This window comes from Desulfofarcimen acetoxidans DSM 771 (assembly GCF_000024205.1).
Lineage (GTDB): Bacteria > Bacillota > Desulfotomaculia > Desulfotomaculales > Desulfofarciminaceae > Desulfofarcimen > Desulfofarcimen acetoxidans.
In genome coordinates, this window is sequence record NC_013216.1 from 3,308,512 (window position 1) to 3,324,221 (window position 15,710).

General features: G+C 48.4%; 9 protein-coding genes and 1 pseudogene. 2 read left to right on the forward strand and 8 right to left on the reverse strand.

Annotated elements, in window-relative coordinates:
• Positions 1-106: 106 nt before the first annotated feature.
• The 8 genes and pseudogenes from DTOX_RS15100 to DTOX_RS15130 form a co-directional block, all read right to left on the reverse strand.
• Positions 107-952, reverse strand: a complete 846-nt coding sequence (locus tag DTOX_RS15100; RefSeq protein WP_015758556.1) for a helix-turn-helix domain-containing protein — start codon at positions 950-952, stop codon at positions 107-109.
• Positions 953-2,017, reverse strand: a complete 1,065-nt coding sequence (gene mnmH, locus DTOX_RS15105; RefSeq protein WP_015758557.1) for a tRNA 2-selenouridine(34) synthase MnmH — start codon at positions 2,015-2,017, stop codon at positions 953-955.
• Between the two features lie 84 nt (positions 2,018-2,101).
• Entirely contained in the window at positions 2,102-4,387 is a 2,286-nt protein-coding gene (locus DTOX_RS15110; RefSeq protein WP_015758558.1) for an FtsK/SpoIIIE family DNA translocase, read from the reverse strand.
• Positions 4,388-4,515: 128 nt separating this feature from the next.
• Positions 4,516-5,301 (reverse strand): undecaprenyl-diphosphatase UppP, encoded by a 786-nt coding sequence (uppP, locus tag DTOX_RS15115; protein WP_042317317.1) that lies wholly within the window; start codon positions 5,299-5,301, stop codon positions 4,516-4,518.
• 46 nt (positions 5,302-5,347) lie between these two features.
• Positions 5,348-5,560 (reverse strand): YlzJ-like family protein, encoded by a 213-nt coding sequence (locus DTOX_RS15120; RefSeq protein ID WP_015758560.1) that lies wholly within the window; start codon positions 5,558-5,560, stop codon positions 5,348-5,350.
• Positions 5,557-6,138, reverse strand: a pseudogene (locus DTOX_RS15125) (ClpP family protease); the annotation flags it as partial. The pseudogene DTOX_RS15125 and the gene DTOX_RS15120, both read right to left, overlap by 4 nt.
• Positions 6,139-6,163: 25 nt before the next feature.
• A complete protein-coding gene (locus DTOX_RS23125; protein WP_015758561.1) occupies positions 6,164-6,304 on the reverse strand; it encodes a hypothetical protein in 141 nt (46 codons plus the stop codon).
• Between the two features lie 145 nt (positions 6,305-6,449).
• Positions 6,450-7,745 (reverse strand): ArsB/NhaD family transporter, encoded by a 1,296-nt coding sequence (locus tag DTOX_RS15130; RefSeq protein WP_015758562.1) that lies wholly within the window; start codon positions 7,743-7,745, stop codon positions 6,450-6,452.
• A 348-nt stretch (positions 7,746-8,093) separates the two neighbouring features.
• On the opposite strand from DTOX_RS15130, the gene DTOX_RS15135 reads away from it, so the two are divergent.
• Both DTOX_RS15135 and DTOX_RS24905 read left to right on the forward strand, forming a co-directional pair.
• Positions 8,094-9,377, forward strand: a complete 1,284-nt coding sequence (locus DTOX_RS15135; RefSeq protein WP_015758563.1) for an ArsB/NhaD family transporter — start codon at positions 8,094-8,096, stop codon at positions 9,375-9,377.
• A 555-nt stretch (positions 9,378-9,932) separates the two neighbouring features.
• Positions 9,933-15,578 (forward strand): DNRLRE domain-containing protein, encoded by a 5,646-nt coding sequence (locus tag DTOX_RS24905; protein WP_083773540.1) that lies wholly within the window; start codon positions 9,933-9,935, stop codon positions 15,576-15,578.
• Positions 15,579-15,710: the final 132 nt, after the last annotated feature.

A 15,710-nucleotide genomic window follows, 5' to 3' on the forward strand; every position in this document is an offset into this window, starting at 1 on the left:
TTTTGAATCTTAAGCATCTCCCAGAGTACAAGAAAGTTGCCTTAAATGACTTTCGAGACAGCCACAGGCACTTGTACTAGCCTGCAAAAAAAAACCACCTGGTATCTCAGGTGGGATTATTCTGTGCAGTTTTTCCTATGCCTGAATACTGCTTATCAACAGTAAAATCTTTTGGCTCTCCTTTTTCACCCACGTAACCCATATTCTTTCCATTAACATAAATCTGCACAGCACCGGAGTTGCCCAGCCTTACCGTCATATTATCCTGTGCGGTAAAGTCCTTTGACTGGCCTTCCTCAAGAGTGCCTTCAAAAGCAACAACTCCGTCGACTTTTACCCTGATCCAACTTTTATCGGAGGTAACATTAAGTTTTAAAGCCAATTCTTCCAGCTTACTCTGCTGGTCCGAGTTATTATCCGCATTCTTATCTGCGTTCTGGTCTGTCTCCTTGTCCTTATCTTCCACCTGCTGAACCTGCTTGCCGGTTTCAGGCTTTTCCACCAGAGAGAGACTGCTTACTATGGAAGTTACTCCCCATAGCAACCCGATAATTATCAGTCCACCCACTGCCAGTTTAAAATAATTACCCGGTCCGCCAAATATGTTATTAGCGTTAAATTTAAATTTCCTTCTGTCAGTTTTCCTCTGAACAGGCTTTTCCCGCTGATTTAATTGCCGGACGGCAGGTTTGTTCTGTTCAACCTCCGGATCACTTGCCAGATCAGGCATCTCCTTATTCAGTCCTTCTACTAGCAAATCACCGTTTAAATCCAGATACCTGGCATAGGTTTTAATAAACGCCTTTACGTAAACAGGCCCCGGAAGCACCTCAAATTTTTCATTTTCCAGAGCCTCAATATATTTCCGGCGAATCTTGGTTCTTTCTTCAGCTTGTTCCAGTGTTAAGCCCTTCTCTTCGCGGACTCGCTTCAATACAGCACCAATTTCCATTTATCCCACCTCTTGATCAAGGCTTTGATTTTCAGGCAAATTAGCCATAAAGCTCCTAACTGCAATAACAGCATCATTAATATTATCAGAATTAATCGAGAGTAAATATTTGTCTGAAGGGCCCTGAGGGTATTTATACAAGGGATCATAGTACTCTGTTAATAAATACCCGATAAACTCTTTAATTTTCTTATCTTGCAGCAATTCATTCAACTCCGTGATTTTTCCCTTCCCCAGATGTTTGGTCAAATGATTTGTCGCTTCATATAAATTTTCCAGGTTTAGCTCCATGTCCTTTGCATAAACCTTTTCAATACGTTCCACCCGTTCCCGGAGGCTGGCATAAAGCAAAAGATTATAACCCTGCTGCATGGTTGACATAAGCGACTCCGGTAAAAGTAATTTACCCAATCGACGGCTCTCACATTCAACTACAAAAACACCTGATCTGCTGCATCGAAAAAACTCATAAATCCTGCTTTCAAACTTTTTCTGGCTGGGGGAAGACGGCAAACCGATTTTCCCATAAACAGATCCCCGGTGCTCGGCCAATCCCTCCAGATCAAGAGCAGGTATGCCCTGAGCTTTAAGACCGGTTATAACATCTGTTTTGCCTACCCCGGTCAGACCGTGTAAAATAACGGCTTTAAAGGGCAACAAAGGCCGGTCGAAAAAGTTAAATACCATGCGGCGGTAAGCTTTATAGCCTCCCAAAACTCTATTTACTTTAAATCCCAGTCCGTCCAGCAGTGAGGCTATGGCTTCACTCCTGGCTCCCCCTCGCCAGCAAAAAACAGTTATCTTTTTATTTGCCGCCTGCCTGGCATAACTGTCGACCATTTGCGGCAGTTTAGGAGCTACCAACTGCAAACCAAGGCGCCTGGCCTCATCCTGTCCCTCCTTTTTATATACAATACCAACCATATTCCGCTCTTCATTATTCAAAAGAGGTATATTAACCGCAAAGGGAACAGTATCTTCATTATATTCATCTTCAGACCGCACGTCTACCAGCAAACTATCAGTATCCTCCAGTGCCTTCTCCATAGTAATATTTTTATACACCGGCAACACACTTCCATTTCATTTATACACTATTAATTTCAATTTATTATTTTATCATAATTCTACAATACCTGTCAAAATGGTTTATTGGCAATTAAACATCTGCCGATACTCTTCTTCATTAATCAGCACTGCTCTGGGCTTACTTCCTTCAAATTGTCCAACGATACCCTTTTGCTCCATCATATCTATTAATCTGGCCGCTCTGGCATAACCGATGCGAAGCCGTCTCTGCAGCATAGAAATAGACGCTTGGCCGCTCTCAATAAATATCTCCACAGCTCTGGGCAGCAGTTCATCATCCAGTGCCTGCTCAGTCTCAACCGGTTCAAGTTCTCCAGTCACATCCTGCTCCTGTACAGGGAAAACCTGCTGTTTCAAATAATTAACCAGGTTTTCCACCTCTTTATCGGACAGATATGCACCTTGCACACGCAAAGGCTTGGCCGCCCCAATAGGTGAAAAAAGCATATCTCCCCTGCCCAGCAGTTTCTCCGCTCCCCCCGTATCCAGAATAGTCCTGGAATCAACCTGTGAGGATACAGCAAAAGAGATGCGGGAGGGAATATTAGCTTTAATCAAACCGGTTATCACATCCACGGAAGGCCTCTGAGTTGCTACTACCAGATGCATGCCTGCCGCGCGGGCCATCTGGGCTAACCGGCAAACTGCATCCTCCACATCAGCCGGGGCAACCATCATCAAATCAGCCAGCTCATCAATTAAGATCACCACAAGGTGCAAAGTTTTGTTCTCACCTTGACTCTTTTTATTGTTTTGCAGCTTATTATAGCGAACTATATCCTTTACCCCGGCAGCTGCGAAAAGCCGGTAACGGTGCTCCATCTCCCTAACCGCCCAGCGTAAGGCAGTAGCCGCCTTTTTAGGAGCTGTAACCACGGGAGAAACAAGATGGGGTATACCGTTATAGGTAGTCAATTCAACCATTTTAGGATCAATAATCAAGAATTTAACTTCCTCCGGGGAGGCCTTAAAAAGAATGCTGGCAATCAACGTATTCATGCAAACACTCTTACCGGATCCGGTAGCTCCCGCTATCAACAGGTGAGGCATCTTGCTCAGGTCGGCAATAATAGGACTGCCGGCAATATCTTTGCCTAAAACGACAGTTAAACAGGAGCTGGAAAGCTGAAAATCCCTGGTTTCCAGCAGATCCCTCAAATATACCCGCGAGACCTCTTTGTTGGGTACCTCTATGCCCACAGCCGCCTTGCCGGGAACCGGCGCTTCTATCCGCACATCCGGCACTGCCATGCTTAAAGCTATATCATCAGCTAAATTCATAATGCGGCTTACCTTTATACCAACCGGGGGCTGAATCTCGTAGCGGGTCAAAGCCGGTCCCCGTGAAACCATGGTTACACGGGCCTTCACTCCGAAACTCGCCAGGGTTTTTTCTAAGACCTGTATATTGTGCGAGATATCTTTGTTGGTTTTACTGTTTTTTACTTTAAGCGGCTGTTGTAAAAGCTGCAGCGGTGGGATTTGATAACCGCTCGGTTCGCTATGAAGGTCAACGGCCGGCTCATCGCCTGCTGCCAAATCTTCTGCTGTTTGACAATTTTTTTCGTTTGATTGCTCCTCCACACTTACAACATTAATAAAATCCAAATGCAGGGCCGGGCTTACTTCCATATGACTGTCATTCAGCGAATCCCTTTCTCCGGCTTCTTTAGCCGAAATACTGTAAGTTGCCTGTCCTTGATTAGTTTCTTTTCCGGTATCACCTATAATTGCATCCCGCCCGTTATTTATTTGCACCGCTCTTTTAACCTGTTCTATCTTTATTAACGCTTCCTCCTCAACCTCTTCATACAAAAAATCTCTCAGAGCCAGTTTAATTTTATTAAAAAAATACTTAATTTTCTCAAGCAGCGCTTTCAGCATGCTGACTAATGAAACATTTGTCAATAACAACACCGCAACAATAAACAGGGTAACCAAAATTATATAAGAACCTGTCATACCAAATGATTCGGTTATTAAAAAAATCATAACAGCTCCGATTAAACCACCCCCGTCACCGCTTAAAGCGGCCCGGAAATAACTCTTGCCGGCCAGAGGCAAATGCCAGAAAGCTAAAACAACAACCAGCAGTAAAACAGCCCCGTATATTTTTGCGGGTGTTTTTCCCTTTAATGGTTTAATCAAAAGTTTTAAACCCGACAGAATAAAGAGTAGAGGAACCATAAATCGAGCTTCCCCCAGGCTGCCCTTAAGAAATGCTTCCACCAAATAAGCTATTACCCCCGCTGTGGGATTCAGCAAACATAATGCAGCAATAATACCAAGACAAATTGAGGCTAATCCCGCTATTTCGCATCTAATACGAGTTCTTAATTTTATCAACTGTTAACCGGCCCGGCGACCGGCCTTCACCTCCTCTCCATTAACATATACTACAAATATTACCATTCTCCTTCAAAAAAAAGAACCCTGACAAAAAAGTCAGAGTCCTTCTCAAATTATTGTTTTCTTTAACCTCTGATTAAAACAAGTGCAATTACACAGGCCCCTACAATAAACCGGTACCAGGCAAAAACGGCAAAGCTGCGACTGGCCAGGTATTGCAGCAAAAACTTAATGGATAGGATACCTATTACGGCCGAGGATATAATTCCCACCACAAAAGCCAGGTTAACATCACTCGAAGACATATCCTTTAATTTAACTAAACCCGCACCCAAAATAATCGGAGTGGAAAGCAAAAAGGAAAAACGAGCTGCCGCCTCTCCGGTCATACCCCGAAAACGCGCTGCCGTCATAGTTATTCCCGAACGGGAAACCCCGGGGATTATAGCAAAAGCCTGGGAGATACCAATCAGTAAAGCGTCAGGTAAATTAAGCTGGTCGATTTCCTTCCATCTTGCACTATAGGCGTCAACAACATAGAGAATTATCCCCATGACAATTAGCATGATTCCTACCAGCAAAGGGTCGCGAAACACTGTCTCCGCCTGTTCTTCAAAAAAGAAGCCAAAAGCTGCTCCGGGTATGGTAGCCAGTAACAGATACCAAAACAACCTACCCTCATAATTTTTCTGCAAAGTTAAACCGTTCCAGGCCAGCACAAGCCAATCCTGCCAGAAAAAAGCCACCACAGCAATCAGCGTTCCCATGTGCAAAGCAATATCAAATGTAAGTCCCGGATCCTTCCAGTTAAAAAGCCATGGTAATAAATACAAGTGTGCTGAACTGGATATGGGTAAAAACTCACCCAGTCCCTGCACTATACCCATGATAAGTGCCTGCCAAACAGTTATTGTCAACAACAACACCCCCAAGTATTATAGCACAGGGAAATAGTATTTAGAACTGTTTATTAAGATTTATCCTTGCCCCGGGGGAAATATCCAAGCGCAGGAAATCGTAAGGATTGGTGCTTAAAATACGCACCACCTCTCCACCGGCATTGACCTGTAAAGGAATCCCCTTGTAAACCACTTCTTTATAATCAGATTCCTGCCGTGGTTCCAAACCTTCAAAAACCAGTTCCAACTGCATTGGAGTATATAAAATCATTGCAAGGGCACCTCTTCCCGCTGCCTGCGTTCTTCTATCAAACGATTGAGTTTATACACCGCTTTGCCTACACCGCCTACTTCATTGATTAGACCAACATCCACAGCTTCTTTACCGATCAAAACAGTGCCTATATCACGGGCCAACTCACCAGTGCGAAACATTAATTCTCTAAATTTTTCTTCAGTGCAGTGAGAATGCTGTGTAACAAACCTAACTACCCGATCCTGCATCTTATCCAGGTATTCATAGGTTTGAGGAACGCCGATAACCAGACCGTTTAATCTGATCGGGTGGATGGTCATACTGGCGGTTTCGGCGATAAATGAATAGGAACTGCTGGTAGCGATAGGCACTCCTATTGAATGTCCCCCACCCAGGACCACAGATACAGTAGGCTTGGATAAACCGGAAACCATTTCAGCTATGGCCAAACCTGCCTCAACATCTCCCCCAACAGTATTTAAAATCACCAGCACTCCCTCAATATCCGTGCTCTGTTCCAGCGCCACTAATTGTGGAATGATATGCTCATACTTGGTAGTTTTATTCTGAGGGGGCAACACTAGATGGCCTTCACTGGTTATTAACAGAAAAAAAGCATTATCGTAGTTTTCCTCTATTTTTCAATTCAGCTGCTAAACATTTAACCATGAGCCGTTTATATAAATTAATAGCAGCCGGATCGGTATAGTCGGAAAACTCCTTAGAAATAACATAATATTGCAGTTTATTCTCTTCCAATATGCTTGTCACCCCCTTTTGTCATTAACTATATTGTCCTTAGATACCTAATTTTAATAACAAAAAAGGGAGTCTCATCACCTCCCTATTAACTAATAGTTTTATTAATCTATAAATCCTTTTTTTAAAATACTCCACATAAGATTTAGAAGTAGCGAAAATAAATGTAAATATTGGATATAATTATAGAAATTATCATTAGCGGAAATGATATCTTCATGAATTGTCTGAAGGATAGACTAATTCCGTTTTTTTCAGCAATTCCCGCGACAATAACATTCGCTGAAGCTCCGATTAGAGTTCCATTTCCTCCAAGACAAGCGCCAAGAGCAAGAGACCACCACACTGGTTCTAGATTTAAGCCAGACAGTCGCCCCATTTCCTGCAGCATAGGTATCATAGTGGCAACGAATGGAATATTGTCAATAAAAGCAGATGCGATTGCTGACACCCATAATATAAGCAGAGATGTTTTCATAATATTTCCATCTGTTATGGCTAGACTCCAACTTGCCAGCTCTCCAATTACTCCTGTTGCCTTTAAGCCGCCTACAAGAACAAATAATCCAGTGAAGAAGAAAATGGTTGGCCATTCAACATGCAGCAAAATATCTTCCGGTTCTTCACTACTGAGAATTATCAATAAGATGGCTCCAGATAGGGCAATTACGGCTGATTCAAGGTGAAAAACCCCATGCAATGAAAATCCTATAATCGTTAGACCGAGAACCCAAAGTGATTTTTTCAGCAATTGCCAGTCTTTTATTTCGTCTTTATAATTTAATTTTAAAAGAGCTTTACGGCTTTTCTCATCGACTTGTAGATCCTTTCGATAGATGAAAAGCAATAAACCTATAGTAATCAATAAAATAAGAAATGCAACAGGGGCTAAATGAATTATAAAGTCGTTAAAACTAAGTCCCGCAATGCTACCAATCATAATATTCGGCGGGTCACCAATTAAGGTTGCTGTACCACCTATATTCGATGCAATAATTTCTGAAATCAAATAAGGGGTAGGATTAATTTGCAATTTATCGGTTAATGTAATTGTCACAGGAACAATTAACAAAACGGTTGTAACGTTATCTAGAAAAGCAGAAGCAAATGCGGTTATTATTGAGAGTAATGCGAGAAGTCGCAGCGGTTTACCTTTTGTGAGCAATGCGGCCCACACTGCAATGGCTTCAAAAACACCTGTTCGCCGAGTTATTGCAACTAATATCATCATGCCTATTAAAAGGCCAAGAGTATTAAAATCAATGTCTTCTTTAACAGCTGTTTCTTGACTTATAAATCCTAATAAAACCATGACTAATCCACCAGCCATAGCAATGACCATACGATGAATCTTTTCAGAAATTATTATAGCGTAGGTAATAATAAAAACTACAATAGAGCCCCAAAATGCTAAATCATTCAGAACAATAACCTCCCCCATAACAGGCAAGAGGAATCCTTTTTACAGACTCCCCCCTGCAATATTATCTATGTAATTTACCAAAACACAGTATATAATACTTTTTCTCCAATAGTCAAGTTTTCGAACTGTGATTTTAGTGATTATACTAAATGGCTGCCAGTTAAAGCTGTTCACCTAAAGACGAGGGTTTTGGACTAGGCATTTTGAAAATAAATCACTCATTATTGCTTGTTATTAATAATTATGTTAAGATTCAATTAGTTTTTATAAATTGTTTATTTGAGGTGGAGCCTGGCACAACAAGGCTTCTTTTTGTTTTTGGGGATAAATTTATATTACAAGACCAGACATTGAGGGGGAATAAAAATGGAACAGCAAGCAGCTTTAGCAGGTGGGATATTCTTGATTGCATACGCGTTAATCATAGCAGAAAAAATAAATCGTACGATTATTGCCATGATTGGTGGCCTTATGATGATTGCTTTAGGAATCGTTACCCAGGAATCTGCATTGCATCATATTGACTTTAATACATTAGGTTTGTTAGCAGGTATGATGATTATTGTTGCAATAACCGGTAAAACAGGCATATTTTCCTATATAGCTATTGCCGCGGCAAAAAAAGCAAAAGGAGATCCAATCAAGATTTTAATTTATTTAGGCTTAATTACTGCGGTTTTTTCTGCTTTTTTAGATAATGTAACAACTGTGTTATTGATGGTCCCCATAACATTCACAATAACTCGCAAATTAAAAATTAATCCGGAGCCATATTTAATAACGCAAATTTTAGCCTCAAACATAGGTGGAACATCCACACTTATCGGAGATCCTCCTAATATTATGATTGGAAGTGTGGTACAAGAGCTATCATTTATGGATTTCATCAACAACTTAGCCCTAATATCAACTCTTATTTTACTTGTCACAATAGCAATACTTATTGTATTTTATCGCAAGAAAATTAGAACAACCGATGAATTAAAAGCCTCACTAATGATATTAGATGAAATTGAAGAGATCAAGGATAGGAAATTACTAAAAACTTGTTTTATTGTATTAGGATTGACGATTTTAGGCTTCTTTAGTCATCAAATTTTTGATTTAGAGTCTGCAACTATAGCTCTAAGTGGAGCCTTTATACTTTTATTATTTACGAGCAAGACTGATTATGATTTAGAACATGCTTTTTATAAAGTGGAATGGTCCACATTGTTTTTCTTTATCGGTCTATTCGTTCTTGTGGGTGGCCTTATTGATACCGGTATTATTGGATACTTAGCACGGTTAGCGATTAAATTTACAGGAGGAGATACCTTAATTACATCTACACTCATTATATGGCTAAGCGCAGTTGCTTCTGCTTTTATAGATAATATCCCCTTTGTTGCAACAATGATTCCTTTAATTCAGGATATAGGGAGCAGAGGCGTTAGCAATATGGAAACACTTTGGTGGAGTTTATCATTAGGAGCTTGCCTAGGCGGTAATGGTAGTTTAATTGGTTCAAGTGCTAATCTAATTGTAGCAGGGCTGGCTGCACAACAGGGATGCAAAATCTCTTTTATGCGATTTTTATTAATCGGATTTCCGTTAATGGTAATTTCCATTATTATTGCAAACATATATATTTATTTACGATATTTTTAGGTGTAGAGCCCAAGTGATATTTTAGAAAAACCCTTTCGTTGGACATACGAGGGAAAGTTGCTTAAAGCCTAAATGATTGGTTGTATACTTAAGCCTTATCGCGCTAGCACAGTGATTCATAAATATCATTACAATAAATCAAGATAAAAACTCTTTATTTACAGGTCATATAGGAATGGACAAACCTTATTGATATTAAGGAATCTTTCTACTAGGGTGTCAAACTTGAGTTAAATACCTGCTCTTTGTAACTGTGATAGTTGCAAAGAGCATTTTTTGTTTTATCTAGTATTGCTGTTCCTTTCTGCTTCTGGACAAGAATATTTCCTTTAAATGGTGTTTTTTGGTAACAAAATACAAGATATCTTAATATTATAGACTATTACCGAGGAAAGGTTTGATTTCTATGTCCTCTATATTGATAATGCCAACTGGAGACACTTATATCAAAAAATCATCTCCAAATAGTAACTTTTCCAAAAAAAATGTCTTATTGCAGGTTTTGGGGGCTGTAAAAAAATATATACTAGTTTGCTAAAATTTGATATCCCTCGGATGCCTGCAGGGAGTGAGTTTATTCGTGCTTATTTAAGGCTTAATGTTGATGATACTGATCTAGCAGATGATGTTGAAATAAGGGTAAACAGGATACTATCTAGTTTTGATACGGATACAGTTACATGGGACACTTCTCCCTCATATATACCAACATCAATTGTATTTAATGTTGACTGCCATCAAGTAGGCCGATTAGTCGAAGTAGACATAAGTGAATTGGTACGAGGCTGGATAGATCTGCAATTTCCTAATTATGGTATTGCACTAACAGGAAAAGAAGATAATAAAGGTCTTGTAGCCTTTTCAAGTTCTAATGACGAAGCAGTGAGTAGACCACAACTAATTATAATATACCGATTTCATATTGTTGGCCCCACAGGTCCGACTGGTCCGCATGGTAAAAAAGGAGCAACTGGCCCCACAGGCCCGACTGGCAAAACAGGTAAAACAGGAGCAACCGGTCCCACAGGCCCGACTGGTAAAACAGGTAAAACAGGAGCAACCGGTCCCACAGGTCCTACTGGCACTGCGGGTACAACAGGCGCAACCGGCCCCACGGGTCCGACCGGCACTGCTGGTGCAGATGGCGCAACCGGCCCCACAGGTCCCACTGGTACAGCAGGAACAGACGGTGCAACCGGCCCCACAGGTCCCACTGGCACTGCTGGTGCAGATGGCACAACCGGTCCCACAGGCCCGACTGGCACTGCTGGTGCAGACGGCGCAACAGGCCCCACAGGCCCGACTGGCACTGCTGGTGCAGACGGCGCAACCGGCCCCACAGGTCCCACTGGTACTGCTGGTGCAGACGGTGCAACTGGTCCCACAGGCCCGACTGGCACTGCTGGTGCAGACGGCGCAACCGGCCCCACAGGTCCGACTGGTACTGCTGGAGTAGACGGTGCAACTGGTCCCACAGGCCCGACTGGCACTGCTGGTGCAGACGGCGCAACCGGCCCCACAGGTCCGACTGGTACTGCTGGAGTAGACGGTGCAACCGGCCCCACAGGCCCGACTGGCACTGCTGGAGCAGACGGCGCAACCGGCCCCACAGGTCCCACTGGCACTGCTGGTACAGACGGCGCAACCGGTCCCACAGGTCCTACTGGCAGTGCAACAGGAGCAACTGGTCCCACAGGTCCGACTGGCATTGCTGGTGCAGACGGTACAACCGGCCCCACAGGTCCCACTGGTACTGCTGGTGCAGACGGTGCAACCGGTCCCACAGGCCCGACTGGCACTGCTGGTGCAGACGGTACAACAGGCCCCACAGGTCCTACTGGCACTTCTGGTGCAGATGGTGCAACCGGTCCCACAGGTCCCACAGGTCCCACCGGCACTGCTGGTGCAGACGGCGCAACCGGCCCCACAGGCCCCACGGGCACTGCTGGAGTAGACGGTGCAACCGGCCCCACAGGTCCCACTGGCACTGCTGGTGCAGATGGCGCAACCGGTCCCACAGGTCCTACCGGTACTGCAGGAGCAGACGGTGCAACCGGCCCCACAGGCCCCACGGGCACTGCTGGAGTAGACGGTGCAACTGGTCCCACAGGCCCGACTGGCACTGCTGGTGCAAACGGCGCAACCGGCCCCACAGGTCCCACTGGCACTGCTGGTACAGATGGCGCAACTGGTCCCACAGGTCCCACTGGCACTGCTGGTACAGATGGCGCAACTGGTCCCACAGGTCCTACCGGTACTGCAGGAGCAGACGGTGCAACCGGTCCCACAGGCCCGACTGGCACTGCTGGTGCAGACGGTACAACAGGCCCCACAGGTCCTACTGGCACTGCTGGTGCAGATGGTGCAACCGGTCCCACAGGTCCCACCGGCACTGCTGGTACAGATGGCGCAACCGGTCCCACAGGTCCTACCGGTACTGCAGGAGTAGACGGTGCAACAGGCCCCACGGGTCCCACTGGCACTGCAGGTGCAGATGGTGCAACCGGCCCCACAGGTCCCACGGGCACTGCTGGTACAGACGGCGCAACCGGCCCCACAGGTCCCACTGGCACTGCTGGTGCAGACGGCGCAACCGGTCCCACAGGTCCTACTGGCAGTGCAACAGGAGCAACTGGTCCCACAGGTCCTACTGGTACTGCTGGTGCAGACGGTTCAACCGGCCCCACAGGTCCGACTGGTACTGCAGGAACAGACGGTGCAACCGGCCCCACAGGTCCCACTGGTACTGCTGGTGCAGACGGTGCAACTGGTCCCACAGGCCCGACTGGCACTGCTGGTGCAGACGGCGCAACCGGTCCCACAGGTCCTACCGGTACTGCAGGAGTAGACGGTGCAACCGGCCCCACGGGTCCTACCGGCACTTCTGGTGCAGATGGTGCAACCGGCCCAACAGGTCCCACGGGCACTGCTGGCACAGATGGCGCAACCGGTCCCACAGGTCCTACCGGTACTGCAGGAGTAGACGGCGCAACCGGCCCCACAGGCCCGACCGGCATTGCTGGTGCAGATGGTGCAACCGGCCCCACAGGTCCCACTGGTACTGCTGGTGCAGACGGTGCAACCGGTCCCACAGGTCCCACTGGTACTGCAGGAGCAGACGGTGCAACCGGCCCCACAGGTCCCACTGGCGCTGCTGGTGCAGATGGCGCAACCGGTCCCACAGGCCCGACCGGTACTGCAGGTGCAGATGGCGCAACCGGTCCCACGGGTCCCACTGGCACTGCTGGTGCAGACGGTGCAACCGGCCCCACAGGTCCAACTGGTACTACAGGAACAGACGGTGCAACCGGCCCCACAGGTCCTACCGGCACTGCGGGTGCAGACGGTGCAACCGGTCCCACAGGCCCGACTGGCACTGCTGGTACAGATGGCGCAACCGGCCCCACAGGTCCTACTGGCACTGCGGGAGTAGACGGTGCAACCGGCCCCACAGGTCCTACTGGCACTGCGGGAGTAGACGGTGCAACCGGTCCCACGGGTCCCACTGGCACTGCTGGTGCAGACGGTGCAACCGGCCCCACAGGTCCGACTGGTACTGCAGGAACAGACGGTGCAACCGGCCCCACAGGTCCTACCGGCACTGCGGGTGCAGACGGTGCAACCGGTCCCACAGGCCCGACTGGCACTGCTGGTGCAGATGGCGCAACCGGCCCCACAGGTCCTACTGGCACTGCGGGAGTAGACGGTGCAACCGGCCCCACAGGTCCTACTGGCACTGCGGGAGTAGACGGTGCAACCGGTCCCACGGGTCCCACTGGCACTGCTGGTGCAGACGGTGCAACCGGTCCCACAGGTCCGACTGGTACTGCAGGTACAGACGGTGCAACCGGCCCCACGGGTCCCACTGGCACTGCTGGTGCAGATGGTGCAACCGGCCCCACAGGTCCCACTGGCACTGCTGGTGCAGACGGCGCAACCGGTCCCACAGGTCCGACTGGTACTGCAGGTACAGACGGTGCAACCGGTCCCACAGGTCCGACTGGTACTGCAGGTACAGACGGTGCAACCGGCCCCACGGGTCCCACTGGCACTGCTGGTGCAGATGGTGCAACCGGCCCCACAGGTCCTACCGGTACTGCTGGAGCAGATGGCGCAACCGGTCCCACGGGTCCCACTGGCACTGCTGGTGCAGACGGTGCAACCGGTCCCACAGGTCCGACTGGTACAGCAGGAACAGACGGTGCAACCGGCCCCACGGGTCCCACTGGCACTGCTGGTACAGACGGCGCAACCGGCCCCACAGGCCCAACCGGCACTGCGGGAGTAGACGGTGCAACTGGCCCCACGGGTCCTACCGGTACTGCAGGTACAGACGGTGCAACCGGTCCCACAGGTCCGACTGGTACTGCAGGTACAGACGGTGCAACCGGCCCCACGGGTCCCACTGGCACTGCTGGTGCAGATGGTGCAACCGGCCCCACAGGTCCCACTGGCGCTGCTGGTGCAGATGGCGCAACCGGCCCCACAGGTCCCACTGGCGCTGCTGGTGCAGATGGCGCAACCGGTCCCACAGGTCCGACTGGTACAGCAGGAACAGACGGTGCAACCGGCCCCACGGGTCCCACTGGCACTGCTGGTACAGACGGCGCAACCGGCCCCACAGGCCCAACCGGCACTGCGGGAGTAGACGGTGCAACTGGCCCCACGGGTCCTACCGGTACTGCAGGTACAGACGGTGCAACCGGTCCCACAGGTCCGACTGGTACTGCAGGTACAGACGGTGCAACCGGCCCCACGGGTCCCACTGGCACTGCTGGTGCAGATGGTGCAACCGGCCCCACAGGTCCCACTGGCGCTGCTGGTGCAGATGGCGCAACCGGCCCCACAGGTCCCACTGGCGCTGCTGGTGCAGATGGCGCAACCGGTCCCACGGGTCCCACTGGCACTGCGGGTGCAGACGGTGCAACCGGTCCCACAGGTCCCACTGGTACAGCAGGAACAGACGGTGCAACCGGCCCCACGGGTCCCACTGGCACTGCTGGTACAGACGGCGCAACCGGCCCCACAGGCCCAACCGGCACTGCTGGTGCAGACGGTGCAACCGGTCCCACAGGCCCGACCGGCGCTGCTGGTGCAGACGGCGCAACCGGCCCCACAGGTCCTACTGGCACTGCGGGAGTAGACGGTGCAACTGGCCCCACGGGTCCTACCGGTACTGCCGGTGCAGACGGCGCAACCGGTCCCACGGGTCCGACTGGTACTGCAGGAACAGACGGCGCAACCGGCCCCACAGGTCCGACTGGCACTGCTGGTGCAGACGGTGCAACCGGTCCCACAGGTCCCACTGGTACTGCAGGAGCAGACGGTGCAACCGGCCCCACAGGTCCCACTGGCGCTGCTGGTGCAGATGGCGCAACCGGTCCCACAGGCCCGACCGGCACTGCTGGTGCAGACGGCGCAACCGGCCCCACAGGCCCGACCGGCACTGCTGGTGCAGATGGTGCAACCGGTCCCACAGGCCCGACAGGTACTGCAGGAGCAGATGGCGCAACCGGCCCCACAGGCCCAACTGGTACTGCAGGAGCAGATGGCGCAACCGGCCCCACAGGCCCAACTGGTACTGCAGGAGCAGATGGCGCAACCGGCCCCACAGGTCCTACAGGCACTGCGGGTGCAGACGGTGCAACCGGCCCCACGGGTCCGACTGGTATTGCAGGTACTGGTGCTATAATTCCATTTGCATCTGGAGGTCCCATTGAAATGACTACCATTGCACTTGGTCTGGTTGGCACTACAAGTATCGTAGGATTTGGAAGTTCTGCTACCGGTATCACTATTTCTGGTGGAACAATAGATCTTACAGGTGGAGTTGCAGGTCCGCTAATTAATTTCGCGTTTTCGGCTCCTCGGTCTGGAACCATAACATCAATTGCAGCATACTTTAGTACTACTATATCGCTGAGTCTTCTTGGAACAACTATAACCATCACGGCACAATTGTATAGTTCTACAACACCTGATAATACTTTCAGCCCAGTTCCGGGTGCCGTTGTAACACTGGCTCCGTCCCTTACAGGTACAATTTCACTCGGTGACATCAGCCATGGTGTTACAACCGGATTGTCAATACCGGTAACACAGGAAACCCGTTTATTATTGGTATTTTCAGCAACAGCTACCGGTCTGGATCTTATTAATACTGTGACAGGATATGCAAGTGCAGGTGCAGCAATTACCTGATCTAAGTAAAAAACTTTATGTGAAAATAAAACACCAAGGATCCGAATCCGGCATTGCTGCCGGGTTCGGATCCGAAATTTCATAGCTAACCATAAACAAGAAGGTAAATATAATATGAATAAGATATAGAGG